The organism is Rhodoluna sp. (genome assembly GCF_024639375.1).
Classification (GTDB): domain Bacteria; phylum Actinomycetota; class Actinomycetes; order Actinomycetales; family Microbacteriaceae; genus Rhodoluna.
Map to the genome: position 1 here is coordinate 49,335 of NZ_JAHEIM010000004.1, position 13,118 is coordinate 62,452.

At 51.2% G+C, this 13,118-nt stretch carries 15 protein-coding genes and 2 tRNA genes; 11 read left to right on the forward strand and 6 right to left on the reverse strand.

Going from position 1 to position 13,118, the window contains the following annotated elements; all coding sequences use genetic code 11:
• Positions 1–17 precede the first annotated feature (17 nt).
• The 8 genes from gyrA to Q0L28_RS02350 all read left to right on the forward strand — a co-directional run bounded on the left by gyrA (position 18) and on the right by Q0L28_RS02350 (position 5,041).
• On the forward strand, positions 18–2,531 hold the full coding sequence (gene gyrA / locus Q0L28_RS02315; RefSeq protein ID WP_296631066.1) for a DNA gyrase subunit A: 2,514 nt from the start codon (positions 18–20) through the stop codon (positions 2,529–2,531).
• Positions 2,528–2,941: a DUF3566 domain-containing protein gene (locus Q0L28_RS02320; RefSeq protein WP_296631069.1), complete on the forward strand. Its 414-nt coding sequence runs from the start codon at positions 2,528–2,530 to the stop codon at positions 2,939–2,941. Before gyrA ends, Q0L28_RS02320 begins: the two co-directional genes overlap by 4 nt.
• A 50-nt stretch (positions 2,942–2,991) precedes the next feature.
• Positions 2,992–3,068 (forward strand) — tRNA-Ile (locus Q0L28_RS02325).
• A 66-nt stretch (positions 3,069–3,134) separates the two neighbouring features.
• Positions 3,135–3,207, forward strand: a tRNA-Ala gene (locus Q0L28_RS02330).
• Positions 3,208–3,275: 68 nt separating this feature from the next.
• A complete protein-coding gene (locus Q0L28_RS02335) occupies positions 3,276–3,560 on the forward strand; it encodes an antibiotic biosynthesis monooxygenase (RefSeq protein ID WP_296631070.1) in 285 nt (94 codons plus the stop codon).
• 2 nt (positions 3,561–3,562) lie between these two features.
• On the forward strand, positions 3,563–3,904 hold the full coding sequence (locus tag Q0L28_RS02340) for a TipAS antibiotic-recognition domain-containing protein (protein WP_296631072.1): 342 nt from the start codon (positions 3,563–3,565) through the stop codon (positions 3,902–3,904).
• Positions 3,897–4,520, forward strand: a complete 624-nt coding sequence (locus Q0L28_RS02345; RefSeq protein WP_296631074.1) for a LysE/ArgO family amino acid transporter — start codon at positions 3,897–3,899, stop codon at positions 4,518–4,520. The genes Q0L28_RS02340 and Q0L28_RS02345 overlap by 8 nt, the downstream gene beginning before the upstream one ends.
• 38 nt (positions 4,521–4,558) lie before the next feature.
• Positions 4,559–5,041 (forward strand): glutathione peroxidase, encoded by a 483-nt coding sequence (locus tag Q0L28_RS02350; RefSeq protein WP_296631077.1) that lies wholly within the window; start codon positions 4,559–4,561, stop codon positions 5,039–5,041.
• Here Q0L28_RS02350 and Q0L28_RS02355 read toward each other — a convergent pair.
• The 4 genes from Q0L28_RS02355 to Q0L28_RS02370 are packed head-to-tail and all read right to left on the reverse strand — an operon-like array spanning position 5,007 to position 9,043.
• Positions 5,007–6,209, reverse strand: coding sequence for an MFS transporter (locus tag Q0L28_RS02355; RefSeq protein ID WP_296631079.1), 1,203 nt, complete (start codon positions 6,207–6,209; stop codon positions 5,007–5,009). The two genes, Q0L28_RS02350 and Q0L28_RS02355, sit on opposite strands and share 35 nt — an antisense overlap.
• Positions 6,209–6,964, reverse strand: coding sequence for a CHAD domain-containing protein (locus tag Q0L28_RS02360; protein ID WP_296631081.1), 756 nt, complete (start codon positions 6,962–6,964; stop codon positions 6,209–6,211). Before Q0L28_RS02360 ends, Q0L28_RS02355 begins: the two co-directional genes overlap by 1 nt.
• 15 nt (positions 6,965–6,979) lie before the next feature.
• A complete protein-coding gene (locus Q0L28_RS02365; RefSeq protein WP_296631084.1) occupies positions 6,980–7,996 on the reverse strand; it encodes a Gfo/Idh/MocA family oxidoreductase in 1,017 nt (338 codons plus the stop codon).
• 9 nt (positions 7,997–8,005) lie between these two features.
• A complete protein-coding gene (locus Q0L28_RS02370; RefSeq protein ID WP_296631087.1) occupies positions 8,006–9,043 on the reverse strand; it encodes a hypothetical protein in 1,038 nt (345 codons plus the stop codon).
• Between the two features lie 45 nt (positions 9,044–9,088).
• Between Q0L28_RS02370 and Q0L28_RS02375 the strand changes: the two genes are divergently transcribed.
• Entirely contained in the window at positions 9,089–9,619 is a 531-nt protein-coding gene (locus Q0L28_RS02375; protein WP_296631089.1) for a peptidylprolyl isomerase, read from the forward strand.
• Positions 9,619–10,263, forward strand: a complete 645-nt coding sequence (locus Q0L28_RS02380) for a rhomboid family intramembrane serine protease (protein ID WP_296631092.1) — start codon at positions 9,619–9,621, stop codon at positions 10,261–10,263. Before Q0L28_RS02375 ends, Q0L28_RS02380 begins: the two co-directional genes overlap by 1 nt.
• A 1-nt stretch (position 10,264) precedes the next feature.
• On the opposite strand, the gene Q0L28_RS02385 is transcribed toward Q0L28_RS02380, so the two are convergent.
• Positions 10,265–10,519 carry a cell division protein CrgA gene (locus Q0L28_RS02385; RefSeq protein ID WP_296631095.1) on the reverse strand — a complete coding sequence of 85 codons (255 nt, stop codon included), beginning with the start codon at positions 10,517–10,519 and terminating at the stop codon, positions 10,265–10,267.
• A gap of 59 nt (positions 10,520–10,578) precedes the next feature.
• On the opposite strand from Q0L28_RS02385, the gene Q0L28_RS02390 reads away from it, so the two are divergent.
• Positions 10,579–11,235 carry a gamma-glutamyl-gamma-aminobutyrate hydrolase family protein gene (locus tag Q0L28_RS02390; RefSeq protein WP_296631098.1) on the forward strand — a complete coding sequence of 219 codons (657 nt, stop codon included), beginning with the start codon at positions 10,579–10,581 and terminating at the stop codon, positions 11,233–11,235.
• A 44-nt stretch (positions 11,236–11,279) separates the two neighbouring features.
• Here Q0L28_RS02390 and pknB read toward each other — a convergent pair whose 3' ends face one another.
• Positions 11,280–13,118, reverse strand: coding sequence for a Stk1 family PASTA domain-containing Ser/Thr kinase (gene pknB, locus Q0L28_RS02395; RefSeq protein ID WP_296631101.1), 1,839 nt, complete (start codon positions 13,116–13,118; stop codon positions 11,280–11,282).

The following is a 13,118-nucleotide window of genomic DNA, read 5'->3' on the forward strand; positions in this document are numbered from 1 at the left end:
CGAGCGAGGGATAAAAGATGTCAGAAGAAACTACAAACTCATCAGGCTTGATCGACAAGATTGAGCAGGTCGACCTTCAGGTCGAAATGCAGCGCAGCTACCTTGACTATGCGATGAGCGTTATCGTGGGCCGCGCCTTGCCAGACGTTCGCGATGGCCTAAAGCCAGTTCACCGCCGCGTTATCTATGCGATGTTTGATGGCGGCTACCGCCCAGACAAGCAGTTCTCAAAGTGTTCGCGTGTTGTTGGCGACGTTATGGGCCAGTTTCACCCGCACGGTGACAGCGCCATCTACGACACCATGGTTCGCCTCACCCAGGATTGGAACCTTCGCTACCCACTGATCTCTGGTCAGGGAAACTTTGGTTCGCCAGGAAACGACCCAGCTGCGGCTCCGCGTTATACCGAGTGCCGCATGGCGCCGTTGGCCATGGAGATGGTTCGTGACATCGACGAAGAGACCGTCGACTTTCAAGACAACTACGATGGCCGCACCCAAGAGCCAACCGTGTTGCCTTCACGAATTCCAAACCTTCTGATCAACGGTTCGATCGGTATCGCCGTTGGTATGGCAACCAACATTCCGCCGCACAACCTGCGTGAAGTTGCTGCCGGTGCCGAGTGGTACTTAAAGAACCCAGAAGCTTCGGATGAAGAACTGCTTGAAGCGCTAATCGAGCGCATCAAGGGTCCAGACTTTCCAACCGGCGCACACATCCTTGGCCGCAAGGGAATTGAAGAGGCTTATCGCACTGGCCGTGGTTCAATCACCATGCGTGCCATCGTCAACGTGGAAGAAATCAACGGCCGCACTTGCTTGGTAGTTACCGAACTGCCATACCAGGTGAACCCTGACAACTTGGCCGAGAAGATTGCGGGCCTAGTTAAAGAAGGTCGTCTGCAGGGCATTGCTGACATTCGCGACGAAACATCTGGTCGCACCGGTCAGCGATTGATTGTTGTGCTTAAGAAAGATGCGGTTGCCCGCGTTGTTCTAAACAACCTTTATAAGTTGACCCCGCTGCAAGAAAACTTCAGTGCCAACATGTTGGCATTGGTTGATGGCGTGCCACGCACACTTGCACTCAACGGATTCATTAAGTACTGGGTTGAACACCAGGTGGAAGTTATTGTTCGTCGCACTCAGTTCCGTTTGCGCAAGGCCGAAGAGCGCGCTCACATTTTGCGCGGTTACCTAAAGGCACTTGATGCACTCGACGCAGTGATTGCACTGATTCGCAAGAGCCCAACTGTGGATGAGGCTCGCGACGGTTTGATGACATTGCTTTCAATTGATGAACTGCAAGCTCGTGCAATTTTGAACATGCAGTTGCGTCAGCTTGCAGCACTCGAGCGTCAGAAGATTATTGACGAAGCGGCTGAACTTGAAGCGCTAATCATTGATTACAAGGCAATCATTGCCGACCCAGTTCGTCAGCGCACAATCATCAGCGAAGAACTTGCTGAAGTTGTGACCAAGCACGGCGATGACCGTCGTTCACAAATTGTTGCTGGTGGTGACGGCGATGTTCAGACTGAAGATCTGATTCCTGAAGAAGAGATGGTTATCTCGCTTACTCGCGGTGGCTACATCAAGCGCACCAAGAGTGACAACTACCGCTCACAACACCGCGGTGGCAAGGGAGTCAAGGGAGCTAACCTGCGTGCCGACGATGTTGTTGAACACTTCTTTGTGACTACAACTCACCACTGGTTGTTGTTCTTCACCAATAAGGGTCGCGTTTATCGCAGCAAGGCTTATGAAGTTCAAGAAGCTGGGCGCGATGCAAAGGGTCAGCACGTTGCAAACTTGCTAGCCATGCAGCCAGACGAAAGTGTTGCTGCAGTTCTAGACATTAGCGATTACAAGGCTGCACCATATCTAGTTCTTGCAACTCGCACCGGTTTGGTTAAGAAGACATCACTTGATGCTTATGACACCGCACGCACCGGCGGAATCATCGCGATTAAATTGCGCGAGGGTGACGAACTAGTTTCTGCGATGTTGGCATCCGAGGCAGATGACCTGTTGCTTGTTTCACACAAGGGCATGTCGATTCGATTCTCAAACAGTGATGAATCACTTCGCCCTATGGGTCGTGACACCAGCGGAAACATCGGTATGAGTTTCCGCAAGGATGACTACCTATTGAGTGCATCGGTAATCAACGATGTTGATGACTCGTTTGTGTTTGTTGTTACCGAAGGCGGTTATGCAAAGCGCACCGAGGTTTCACAATATCGTGCACAAAACCGTGGTGGTCTTGGAATCAAGGTGGCCAAGCTCGAAGAAAAGCGCGGCGACCTAGTTGGCGCAATCATCGTGAGCGAAGAAGATGAAACTCTTGTAGTTCTAGCCTCGGGCAAGGTGGTTCGCTCTGCAGTTAGTGAAGTTCCAGCTAAGGGTCGCGACACAATGGGTGTTGTCTTCGCTCGCTTCGAAGAAGACGACAGCATTCTTGGACTAGCCAAGAACACGGAACGCAATCTAGACTCATCCGAAGTAATTACCGAAGGAGAACCTGCATGAGCAACCTCATCTCGCGTGTAACCCGCAAAAACATTCCACCGGTGAAGCAGGTAAAACTCAAGCTGGTTCAGATCGATTTCTGGTCTGCAACCAAGGTTGGTTTTTTGGTGACTCTTGCTGGCGGCATCGCCACCATCGTGGGCTTCTTTTTGATCTGGTTGCTGGTTAGCCAGACCGGCTTGTTTGGCAGCCTAAACAACTTGCTAAACAGCGTGGTTGGCGGTGCATCAACCAACGGCGGCGCAGACGTTGCTGCTGTGTTGAGTTTGCCTCGAGTGTTGTCATTCGCAACCACCATCGCGTTCTTCAACGTAATTTTGGGCACCCTGCTTACCGGAATCTCAGCATTGATCTTCAACGTGATTGGTCGCCTAACCGGTGGCATCAGCGTTGGATTCACCAATAACTAAGTTCGGTTTGTAGCCAAGCCGTTTTTCGTGTAATGTCGTAAAGGTTCTACGGGCCTATAGCTCAGGTGGTTAGAGCGCTTCACTGATAATGAAGAGGTCGGAGGTTCAAGTCCTCCTAGGCCCACCAGGAAGCCTTTCTCAACTGAGATTTGGATTCCAAACGTAGAAACAGCACCAAACCGGTATCAGATCCGGGGACTTAGCTCAGTTGGTAGAGCACCTGCTTTGCAAGCAGGGGGTCAGGGGTTCGACCCCCCTAGTCTCCACGAAACAAAATCGCCTTCCTAAACAGGGAGGCGATTTTCTTGTTTAAGTGGGCATTTAGGCTAGAGCAATGACAAATTTCGATCTTTCAGCAATCTTCACTCCAATGCCGGAGTACCTAGATGAGATTCGCGCCTACCTTCTTTCAATCAGTGAAGAAGTTCGCAACGAACCAGGCTGTAATTTCTATGACCTGTATGACGAAGCCACCGGCAAGCTTGTTTTTATTGAGCAGTGGGCGTCTCGAGAAGACTGGCTGAAGCACAACGATGCGCCGTCGGTCGCAAAGATTACTCAGTTTGTTGAGGGCAAATTAAATGCTCCCGTCGAACTTTTGTTGCTAACCAAAATCTAAGAATGAGTTGGTTTCAAGACTCAACTGCCAATCACGCTTCACAACATGTGAATAGTGAGAAGCATGATGAATATCGTCGTGGTCACGAACACATCGCAAAAAATCTTGCCGACCTAATGCGCGCTGGCAAAACCATCGATGACATCGATGTGCAACATTGGATTGGCAAGCACTACGAGTTTGTTTGTCAGTTTTGGACTCCAACCAAAATTGCTTATAAGGCTCTGGCGCTAACCTATGTAATGGATCCGGCGTTCAAAGCAACCTACGAAGCATTCGAACCAGGGCTCGCAAAATTCATTCAAACAGCAATCAATATTTGGGCCGAGGCAAATCTTGAATAACACGCACGGCCTAATTGCATTCCTGCCAGGTTTCTTCTCTGGCCTTTCACTTATTGCGGCAATTGGCGCACAGAATGCCTACATAATTCGCCAGGGATTAACTCGTCAATACACATTGATGATTGTGTTGTTCTGCGCGGCTGCGGATGCGCTGTTGATTTCTGTTGGTGTTGCTGGTTTGGGTGCGTTGGTTGCTAGCTTGCCTTGGTTGCTCGAGATCATCCGCTGGTTCGGTGTTGCATTTATAACTTGGTTTGGAATCACGAGTTTGATCGCTGCAACCAAGAACGATTACTTGACGCCTGCCGAAGCAACTCAGCAATCGCGCGGCAAAGTTCTAGCAACTCTCTTTGCGCTAACTTTTTTGAACCCGCACGTTTACCTAGACACACTTCTGTTTTTGGGCAGCCTGTCAACAACCTTTGGTGACAATCGCTGGTTCTTTGCCTTTGGTGCAATGACAGCCAGTGTGGTGTGGTTCTTTGTTTTAGGCTTTGGCGCCAAAGCTGCGTCAAGGTTTATGTCGCGACCAATCTTTTGGCGCGTGCTCGACATTTTTATTGCTGCCGTGATGTTCACACTTGCAATCACGCTGGCGTTTTATCGCTTTGCCTAGCTGGGAATGAACCAAGCCCCGCCGGCGTTGAGGTAGGCATGAGCCTTGAAAACGTAGAACTAATCATGCTGGATGGCACCACTCGAAACTTCTCTGAATTCGCGGGCCAAATGGTGTTGGTCGTAAATGTCGCTTCGCGTTGTGGCCTCAGCCCGCAGTATGAAGCCCTGGAGAAACTACAAAAAACCTATGGTGACAAAGGTTTCACCGTTCTAGGTGTGCCATCGAATCAGTTTCTACAAGAACTGAAAACAAGTGATGACATCGCTGAGTACTGCAGCACTACCTGGGGTGTAACTTTTCCGATGACTGAAAAGGCTGCAGTCAATGGCAAGGGTCGCCATGAGCTCTATAAAGAACTAGTCAAAACTAAAGATCGCGCCGGATTAGCTGGCCCGGTGCTTTGGAACTTCGAGAAGTTTCTGATTTTGCCAAACGGTGAGATTCACCGATTTAGACCAACTACCGTGCCTGACGATGCAGAAATTATTTCGTTAATCGAAGCGAACTTATCAAAATAGCTGCGCCTAAACCAAGCACTCCAGAAATCACCAGAGGCACGGTTCCGAAGCCGCCACCAAGATTCCAAGTCAGTCCTGCCCAGATTCCGGCAATCAAAATGCCGAAACCACTGAGGCCCTGAAGTCTTGCCTGCACGGTCATCTGTTGGTGATCGGGTGCCAACTTAGACACCCAAGACTTGCCGACCACGTCGTTGGCTGCGGCGAAGCCACCATAGATTGCAATCAAAAGAATTGTGATCGCGGGGTCGCTGGTTAGACCCAGGCCGGCATAGGCCACAGCGAAGCAAACCAAACCAATGGCATACACATACTGGGGTTTGACGCGGTCGGCCAGCATTCCCATCGGAAAGCTGAGGGCGGCATAGCAAATGTTGAACAAGAGGTAGATTGCAACAACCTGCATCACGTCGAACCCCACCTGGCTCACGTGCAGAATCAGAAGCGCATCAGGAAAATTCACCAAAGCAAACAACGACAGCAAAGTGACAACCCTGGAAACCCGAGAATCAAGCTTCTGAGAGATCTCCGGGTTGTCTTCGGCGGCAACTCCCAAGCTCGGTTTGGCGCGTAGTCGGGTGCGTGGCTCGGTGTCTTTTATAAACAGCACTGCCACCACGGATAGCACCGCGGGAATGACGGCTATCCAAAGCACGGGGCGAATGTCGTTGTTGAATAGCGACAGCATGGCAAGCGCCAAAAGCGGGCCGATAACCGCGCCGGTGGTATCTGAGGTGCGGTGAAAGCCAATCACTCGACCGCGGTGGGTTTTATCGACGCCCTGCACCAATATGGCATCGCGCGCTGCCGAGCGCATTCCTTTGCCAAGGCGATCAACCACTCGGCCAACCAAAACCATTGGCCAAATGCTGGCCAGGGCAACAAATACCTTACCCAGAGCGGCACCGCCATAGCCCAAAAACACCATCATCTTGCGCGGAATGTATCGATTGATCCCCCCAGAAGCTAGTTTGGTGGCGGCCATTGCGCCCTCGGCGGCACCTTCGATAGCGCCAACTACTGCCGCGGGTGCACCGAGCACGCTGTTTAGCAACACCGGCATGATTGGGTAGAGCATCTCGCTGGAGGCGTCTTGCAAAAGCGAAACCCAAGAAATGGCGGCCAGGTTTCTGGTCAACCAAACTGGTCTGCGGTTTCGCTTTGTCATCAGAATCGCAGTTTAGCCCCCATCAACCCGCGCAGTTCAAATTGCTGATTGGCCAACAATTGGTCGAGCTGTTGGTCGCCATCATTGGCCTGTAACCAATTGCGTGCAATCACTAAATCGTTGAAGTCGCCAAGCATGGTCTGAGCGGCGACGAGTTTAGTAACTTTTGCTGCCATCTTTTGGTTGGGTGTATGCAGAATGCAAACTTCACCGAGATAGCGCACACGCTTAGTTGCAATTCGAAGTTGATGCAGCTTTCTATCGCTCGATTTTTTGAAACTAACATCCCGCGTCATTTTCTTGAGTTCACGATAGCGATGTTTAAAAAGCGGTTTGGCAAACTTCATGAATTCACGCACGAAACGTTTTTTCATTTTTGCATTTTGCAAAAAGTTTTGTAATTCCAAAAACATTTCATCGCAGCGCGGGCTGTTGATTGCTTCAGCTAGCAACTTTTGTTGAGCAGTTGATTTAACCCCCACGACCTTGCGCAAGACAGAGGCATCTCGCACCGCGCTAATCAAGTCGTCAATCCAAGAAAGCTCTATCAACAATGCACGAAGGCGCTCTTTGTCTTCAAATAAGAACGACAAGTTCTTTAGATTAGAGCGAACCTCGCGCAAACCAACGCGAAAATCATGCAACTCTTCGGGTGCTTTGGCATCAAGCATGAACTCTTTGTGCGCCATCATCTTTGCAACGGATTGCAAAAACAAATTGCGAATTTGATGCTCGGTTTCTTTGTAGTCACCCATCAGAGTCACATTGACTTACAAAATTTCGGCGCCAATAATGCGAATCACTTCAGCACAGGTCGCAATGTTTGCAATTGAGTCTGCGTGAGATTCATAAGGTGATTCCATAAGTCCCTGGTCAACAAAGCTAGCCAGTGCAGTTGCCTGGTATGACAAACCTTCGTGACCCACCACACCGGTTTCGTCGTGCCAAAATTCGGTTGGTGCACCAAAATCAACGGGAGAAATGCCAACACTTCCCGGAATAAAGAACTCTGGGCCAACGGTGAGCTTGGCTTTTGAACCACCAACCTGAGCAGGGCCGTGAATGGCAGCGCGTGCCGAAAGCAAAATGTAGGCGCGAGCTCCTGACTCATAGCCAAGCTGAACTGACACTTCTTCTTCAACACCGTTTGGGTGAAGCACCGCTTGAGCGGTGATGGTTTTTGGGTTGCCCAAGAAGGTCTGAACAAAACTCACCGGATAAATGCCCATGTCGAAGAACGGGTCACCGTGACCCTTCTTCCACAGACGACCAATCTCAAGGTTGGCCTGGCACATGCTGACATTCACAATGTCGATGTCACCCAAGGTGTTGGCTTCAATTAACTGACGAATAAGGTCATACTGCGGCAGGTAGCGAGTCCACATTGCCTCCATGACCAGCACACCTGCAGCATTGGCAGCGGCAAAGATTTCCTCGGCCTCGGCAACATCCAAAGTGATTGGTTTTTCAATCAACACATGCTTGCCAGCGGCGATTGCCATGAGTGCGTGATCGCGGTGCTGAGTAGGCAAGGTGGGAATGTAGACAACATCAATGTCTTCGCGAGCTAACAAAGACTCGTAATTGTCATACGCATCGATGCCGAACTCAGCGGCAAAATTTTCGGCCTTACCAGGGGTGCGCGATGCAACGGCAACAATCTTTTGAGTTGTGTGTTTTTGCACGCCGGTCACAAATGCGTGTGCAATAGCGGCCGCGCCCAAGATGCCCCAACGCAACGTTGAAACAGATTTTGGGTCAATGACATTTGGTTTAGGCAGGCTCATGCATGCAGTCTAAACGTTCTGCCTTGCTGCAAAGTTAAGAATCTCGCGTGCCAATGCGTAGTCAAGTCGCCGGCGCCGTTTGCCATTTTTGTCGTTGCCCTTAAACGGTGCCAACACCAAATCTTGTGATTCACCGCGGATACTCGCAAGCCGCTCATTCGCAATGCGAATTACTTCTGCAATCTGTGCATCACTCAGGTTTGGCATCTCGACATATGTCATCAAGCGGGAACTGTGACTAACTTTGCCAGCGGCATATTTGAAATCCTTAGCCAACATGAATGCAATCGGCGTGACACCGTCACTGCTGTCTACTGCTCGCAAACCAATGCGACCAGCGGCAACATTGAAGTGAATTACAGATTTTTTGTAATTCGAGAATTTGCGTAAAGCCAAAAGCGCATCGAGCTCGCCAATCTTTTTGTTATTCACAAACACTTGGCTTTTCTTGGCAGTAGGCCCAAAACAGGCAACCACTGCAGGCGCCTCGGTGTCGCTAAACAAGTCACCCTCAATGACCGAAACCAATTGCAAGCGTGACTTATCAAAACTCGACAGCAAGAAAGTCTCTGGAACAATCGCCACAACATAGTCGGCTACCGCAAGAGATCTATCGAGTGCCAACTTATAGAGGTTGTCGAAACCCTTGGCGAAATACTTAGCCACCAGCGAATCAACGCCCTTGCGCTTAGCTGAGTGGTTGGCCAAGTAAGGCGGGTTGGTAATAATCACTGCGCCGGCCGGGTTGGCAATCTTTTTGAGTGAGTCATTCTTTGGCCAATGCTTGCTGGCGATATCGAAACCCTGAATCGCGACACCAAATTCGGCAGCAACCAAATGCAGCAGGTGGCCATCCCCAGCAAATGGGTCTAAGGCAACTGGTGAAGCCGCAAATGCCTCGGATAAAAACTTGCGTACCGGTTTGTTTAGCCAGGCGCTGTCGGTGGTGAAAAACTCACCGCGCGAAACTTTACCCGCGTCGATTTTTGTAATTCGACCACGCTCGGCCGAAACCAGCATTTCGCCTAGCCGGCGCCCTTTTTGCATACGACGAGTCTGCCATGAGCCGGCTCTCGTGCCAGAATAGTGAGCATGACTCAGCACACATCAGTAGCCACTATCCACACCAACCACGGAGCAATCAAGATCAACCTATTTGGTCTGCACGCTCCCAAGACCGTTGAGAACTTTGAGGGCCTAGCCACCGGTTCTATCGAATGGCGCGACCCACGCACCGGCGCGACCCAGACCAACAAGCCGCTTTACAACGGCGTAATTTTTCACCGCATCATTCAGCAGTTCATGCTGCAGGGTGGCGACCCAACCGGCACCGGCATGGGCGGCCCTGGCTACCAGTTCGGCGATGAGATCAACTCAGAGCTCAACTTCAACGAGCCTTTCAAGCTAGCCATGGCAAACGCCGGCCCTGGCACCAACGGTTCACAGTTCTTCATCACAACCGCTCCAACCACTTGGTTGTTTGGCAAGCACACCGTATTCGGCGAGGTTGCAGACGAGGTTTCAAAGAAGGTTGTTCTGCAGATTGAAGGCGTAGAGACCGACGGTCGCGATAAGCCACTTGATGACGTAATCATCGAATCAATCACCATCGAGAAGGTTTAGTGAACTTCATCACTCAAAGTCGCGCAAAGGTCACACTGGCCTTAGTAGCGATCAATGTTTTGTTGTGGGTCGGGCAGATTCTGCCCGGCTCGCACCTAACTGAGCAGCTTTTCTTTGCGCCGGCGCTGGCAACCAGCGAACCTTGGCGCTTCATCACCGCGGGCTTCGTGCACTCTCCGAGCAACCCGCTGCATGTTTTGCTCAACATGTATTCCATTTACATCTTTGGCCAAATTCTTGAGCCAATGCTGGGCCGCGTTCGATACCTTGCCCTGTACCTAGTTTCAGTGCTTGGCGGCTCAGTTGCCGTGCTTTACCTGGGCGACCCATACACCCCGGTGGTTGGCGCATCCGGGGCATTCTTTGGCCTAATGGCCGCCTATTTCGTGGTTTTGCGCTCGGTGGGCGCGGGTTCACGCGGCATGGTCGGCCTGATTGCCATCAACCTTTTCTTCGGATTCATCGTGCCCGGCATTAGTTGGCAGGGTCACGTGGGTGGTCTGCTAGCCGGTGGTGCAGTGGCTTCGCTTTATGCGGCCACCCGCAACGAGCAACAAAAAACCGCCCAAAAGCTAGGTTTGCTAGCGATTGTGGCGGTGTTTGTAGCTTTGGCTATTTATAAAGCCAATAACTTAAGTTTGTAATTTACTTCCAGCGGGTCGACATCATGAAGCCGACCATTGAGATGCCGAAGCCAATCAGGATGTTCCAGTTCTCAAGGTTCCATGGAGTGCCGGCTCCTAGCGGGAACTGTGCACTGGTCACGTAGTAAGTGATAATCCAGACGAGGCCCAAAAGCATGAAGCCGAACATCAGTGGCTTGAACCAGGCTGGGTTCGGTGCGTCTTCACCCTTAGGTGCTTGAGGCTTTGCTGGCTTAGTTAGTTTCTTTTCAGACATGCGCCAATTCTACACTTGGCGCTTTGGCCCACGCTCATCCAAAGTAGGCTTAATGTCTCATGGTTAAGATTCTGGTTTTAGACAACTACGACAGCTTTGTTTATACCCTCAACGGTTATTTGCAGCAGCTTGGCGCGGAAACTGAAGTTTTGCGCAACGACGTGGTGACCGAGGCTGAGTTGCCAGGACTTCTAGCCAAATACGACGCGGTGCTGCTCAGCCCAGGCCCTGGCACCCCGGCCGATGCGGGTTTGAGCATTCCTGTGGTTAAGTTGGCGCTGCAGAGTGGCCAGCCGGTGTTTGGTGTTTGCCTAGGCCACCAAGCAATCGCCGAAGCCATGGGTGCAACCGTGACCAGCGCCGAAGAATTGATGCACGGCAAAACCTCGCTGGTGAACCACGATGATTCTTTGATCTTCAAGGATGTTGCCGAGCCATTCACCGCGACTCGTTATCACTCACTGGCAGTTGTTGATTCGACAGTGCCAGCCGATTTGCTTGTTACCGCGCGCACTGCGCCAACTGAAACTTCAAAGGGCGGCGTAATCATGGCGCTGCAACACAAGAGCAAACCAATTTATGGTGTGCAATATCACCCAGAGTCAGTGTTGACCCAACACGGTTACCAAATGCTTGGCAACTGGTTGGAGTCGATTGGCCTTAATGGTGCTGCTGAGCGTGCGAAAGATTTGTCGCCGCTGGTTAATTTGTCTTAGACGAAGTTAATCAACGAACTTGAATTACAAGTTCAGGCTATTGATTACTGACAAGCAACGTAAAGCACGATTGCAGATTTCTGCGGCGCAAGCCCCGGCAGAATCGACTGATCAACCACAATGGTGCCGGCTGTTCCGGTGCAGGCATCCTTAGTTGTAATTGAAACCGTGAAACCTACTTCTGGTGAAAGTAGTGCCGAACGAGCGTCGCTCACCGAAAGGTTGCGCACATCAGGAACCATAACCTTGCCGTTTGAAATTACAAGATTCACAGCAGTGCCTTCGGCAATTTGAGTGTTCAAGGCTGGGTCAGATTCAATCACTTGACCAGCTGGCACCGTAGCGCTGTTTGCCTGAGTGATTGTGCCAAGAGTAAGTTTTGCGGCGGCAAGAGCAGCACTTGCAGCGCTCTCGGTGAGGTTAGCCAAAGTTGGAACCAACACGGTGTTCTTGCCACTCGACACATAAACAATGATCGAAGTGCGCTCGGGAACAGTTGTGCCTGCCGGTGGATCGGTGCGAATGATGGTGTCAACCGCAATGGTGTCGCTCGGCTCGGTTACTTTTTGCACCAACAAACCTTGGCCGGTAAGTGCGCTGTAGCCGTCTGTGTAAGTCTGGCTAACCACGTTGGCAACATCAATGCCCGATGGGCTTGGAATGATGTTGGCTCCAAGGTTGCCCAGGCTCACCAGCCAAATCATGAGTCCAACAAAAATCACGCCAACTGCAGAACCGATGGTCCAAATCAAACCTTTGGATGGCCCGCCACTGCGAGTAAGCAAGCGAACCGGGCCGCTGCCGTTGGTGCTTGGAATCTCTACGCCAAGAGTGGCGAACGGGTTGGTGCCAGTGCCAACCGGGCCGGTGTTGCTAGTAGCCTCACTTGGCAATGGGTTGCTGGTTACACCGCTGTCGCGGAACAAAGCTTCGAAGTCATCATCGGCAACGTTGCGAATGATTTCAGTTTGCTGAGTTGAAACATTTGCCAGTGGCGATGCGTGAATTGGGCTTGGAGCTGTTGCCGGTGAACCTGCGGCAGCGGCAAGCAAGTTCTCACGGAACTCTTCTGCAGTTTGAAAACGGTCTTCGCGGTTTTTTGCAAGTGCACGCAAAACAACTTGATCAAGTTCGGCAGTGATGCTCGGGTCAAACGAAGATGGTGCCGGCACTGCTTCGCTCACGTGTTGGTAGGCAACTGAAACAGCAGTCTCACCCTTGAACGGTGGGCGACCAGCAAGCATTTCGTAAAGCAGCACACCAGCTGAATAAAGATCGGTGCGTGAGTCAACAGTTTCACCGCGAGCTTGCTCTGGTGAGAAATATTGTGCGGTGCCAACGATGCCACTGGTGTGCGCCATTGTGGCTGATGAATCTGACACTGCGCGAGCAATACCGAAATCCATAACCTTCACTTGGCCACCGTCGGTGATCATTACGTTGGCAGCTTTAATGTCGCGGTGAATTACACCAGCGCGGTGAGAAATTTCTAGAGCGGTTAGAACTCCGCTGGCATAGTCGATGGCTTCTTGAAGTGAAAGGCGACGACCGTGCATGATGTCGCGAAGAAGTTCACCCTTTACATATTCCATAACGATGTATGGAACCTTTTGTTCGTTGCCGTATTCGTCACGAGTGATCTCTTCACCGGCGTCGTAAACGCGAACGATGGTTGGGTGGGCCATGCGAGCAGAAGCTTGAGCCTCTTGACGAAAGCGAGCTTCGAAACTTGGGTCGTTGGCAAGATCTGACTTGAGCAACTTGATTGCAACGGTGCGACCCAAACGGGTGTCTACACCTTCATAAACATCGGCCATGCCACCGCGACCGATGAGGCTTCCAACCTCATAGCGACCTGCGATAACTCGCTGACTCTCAAGCAA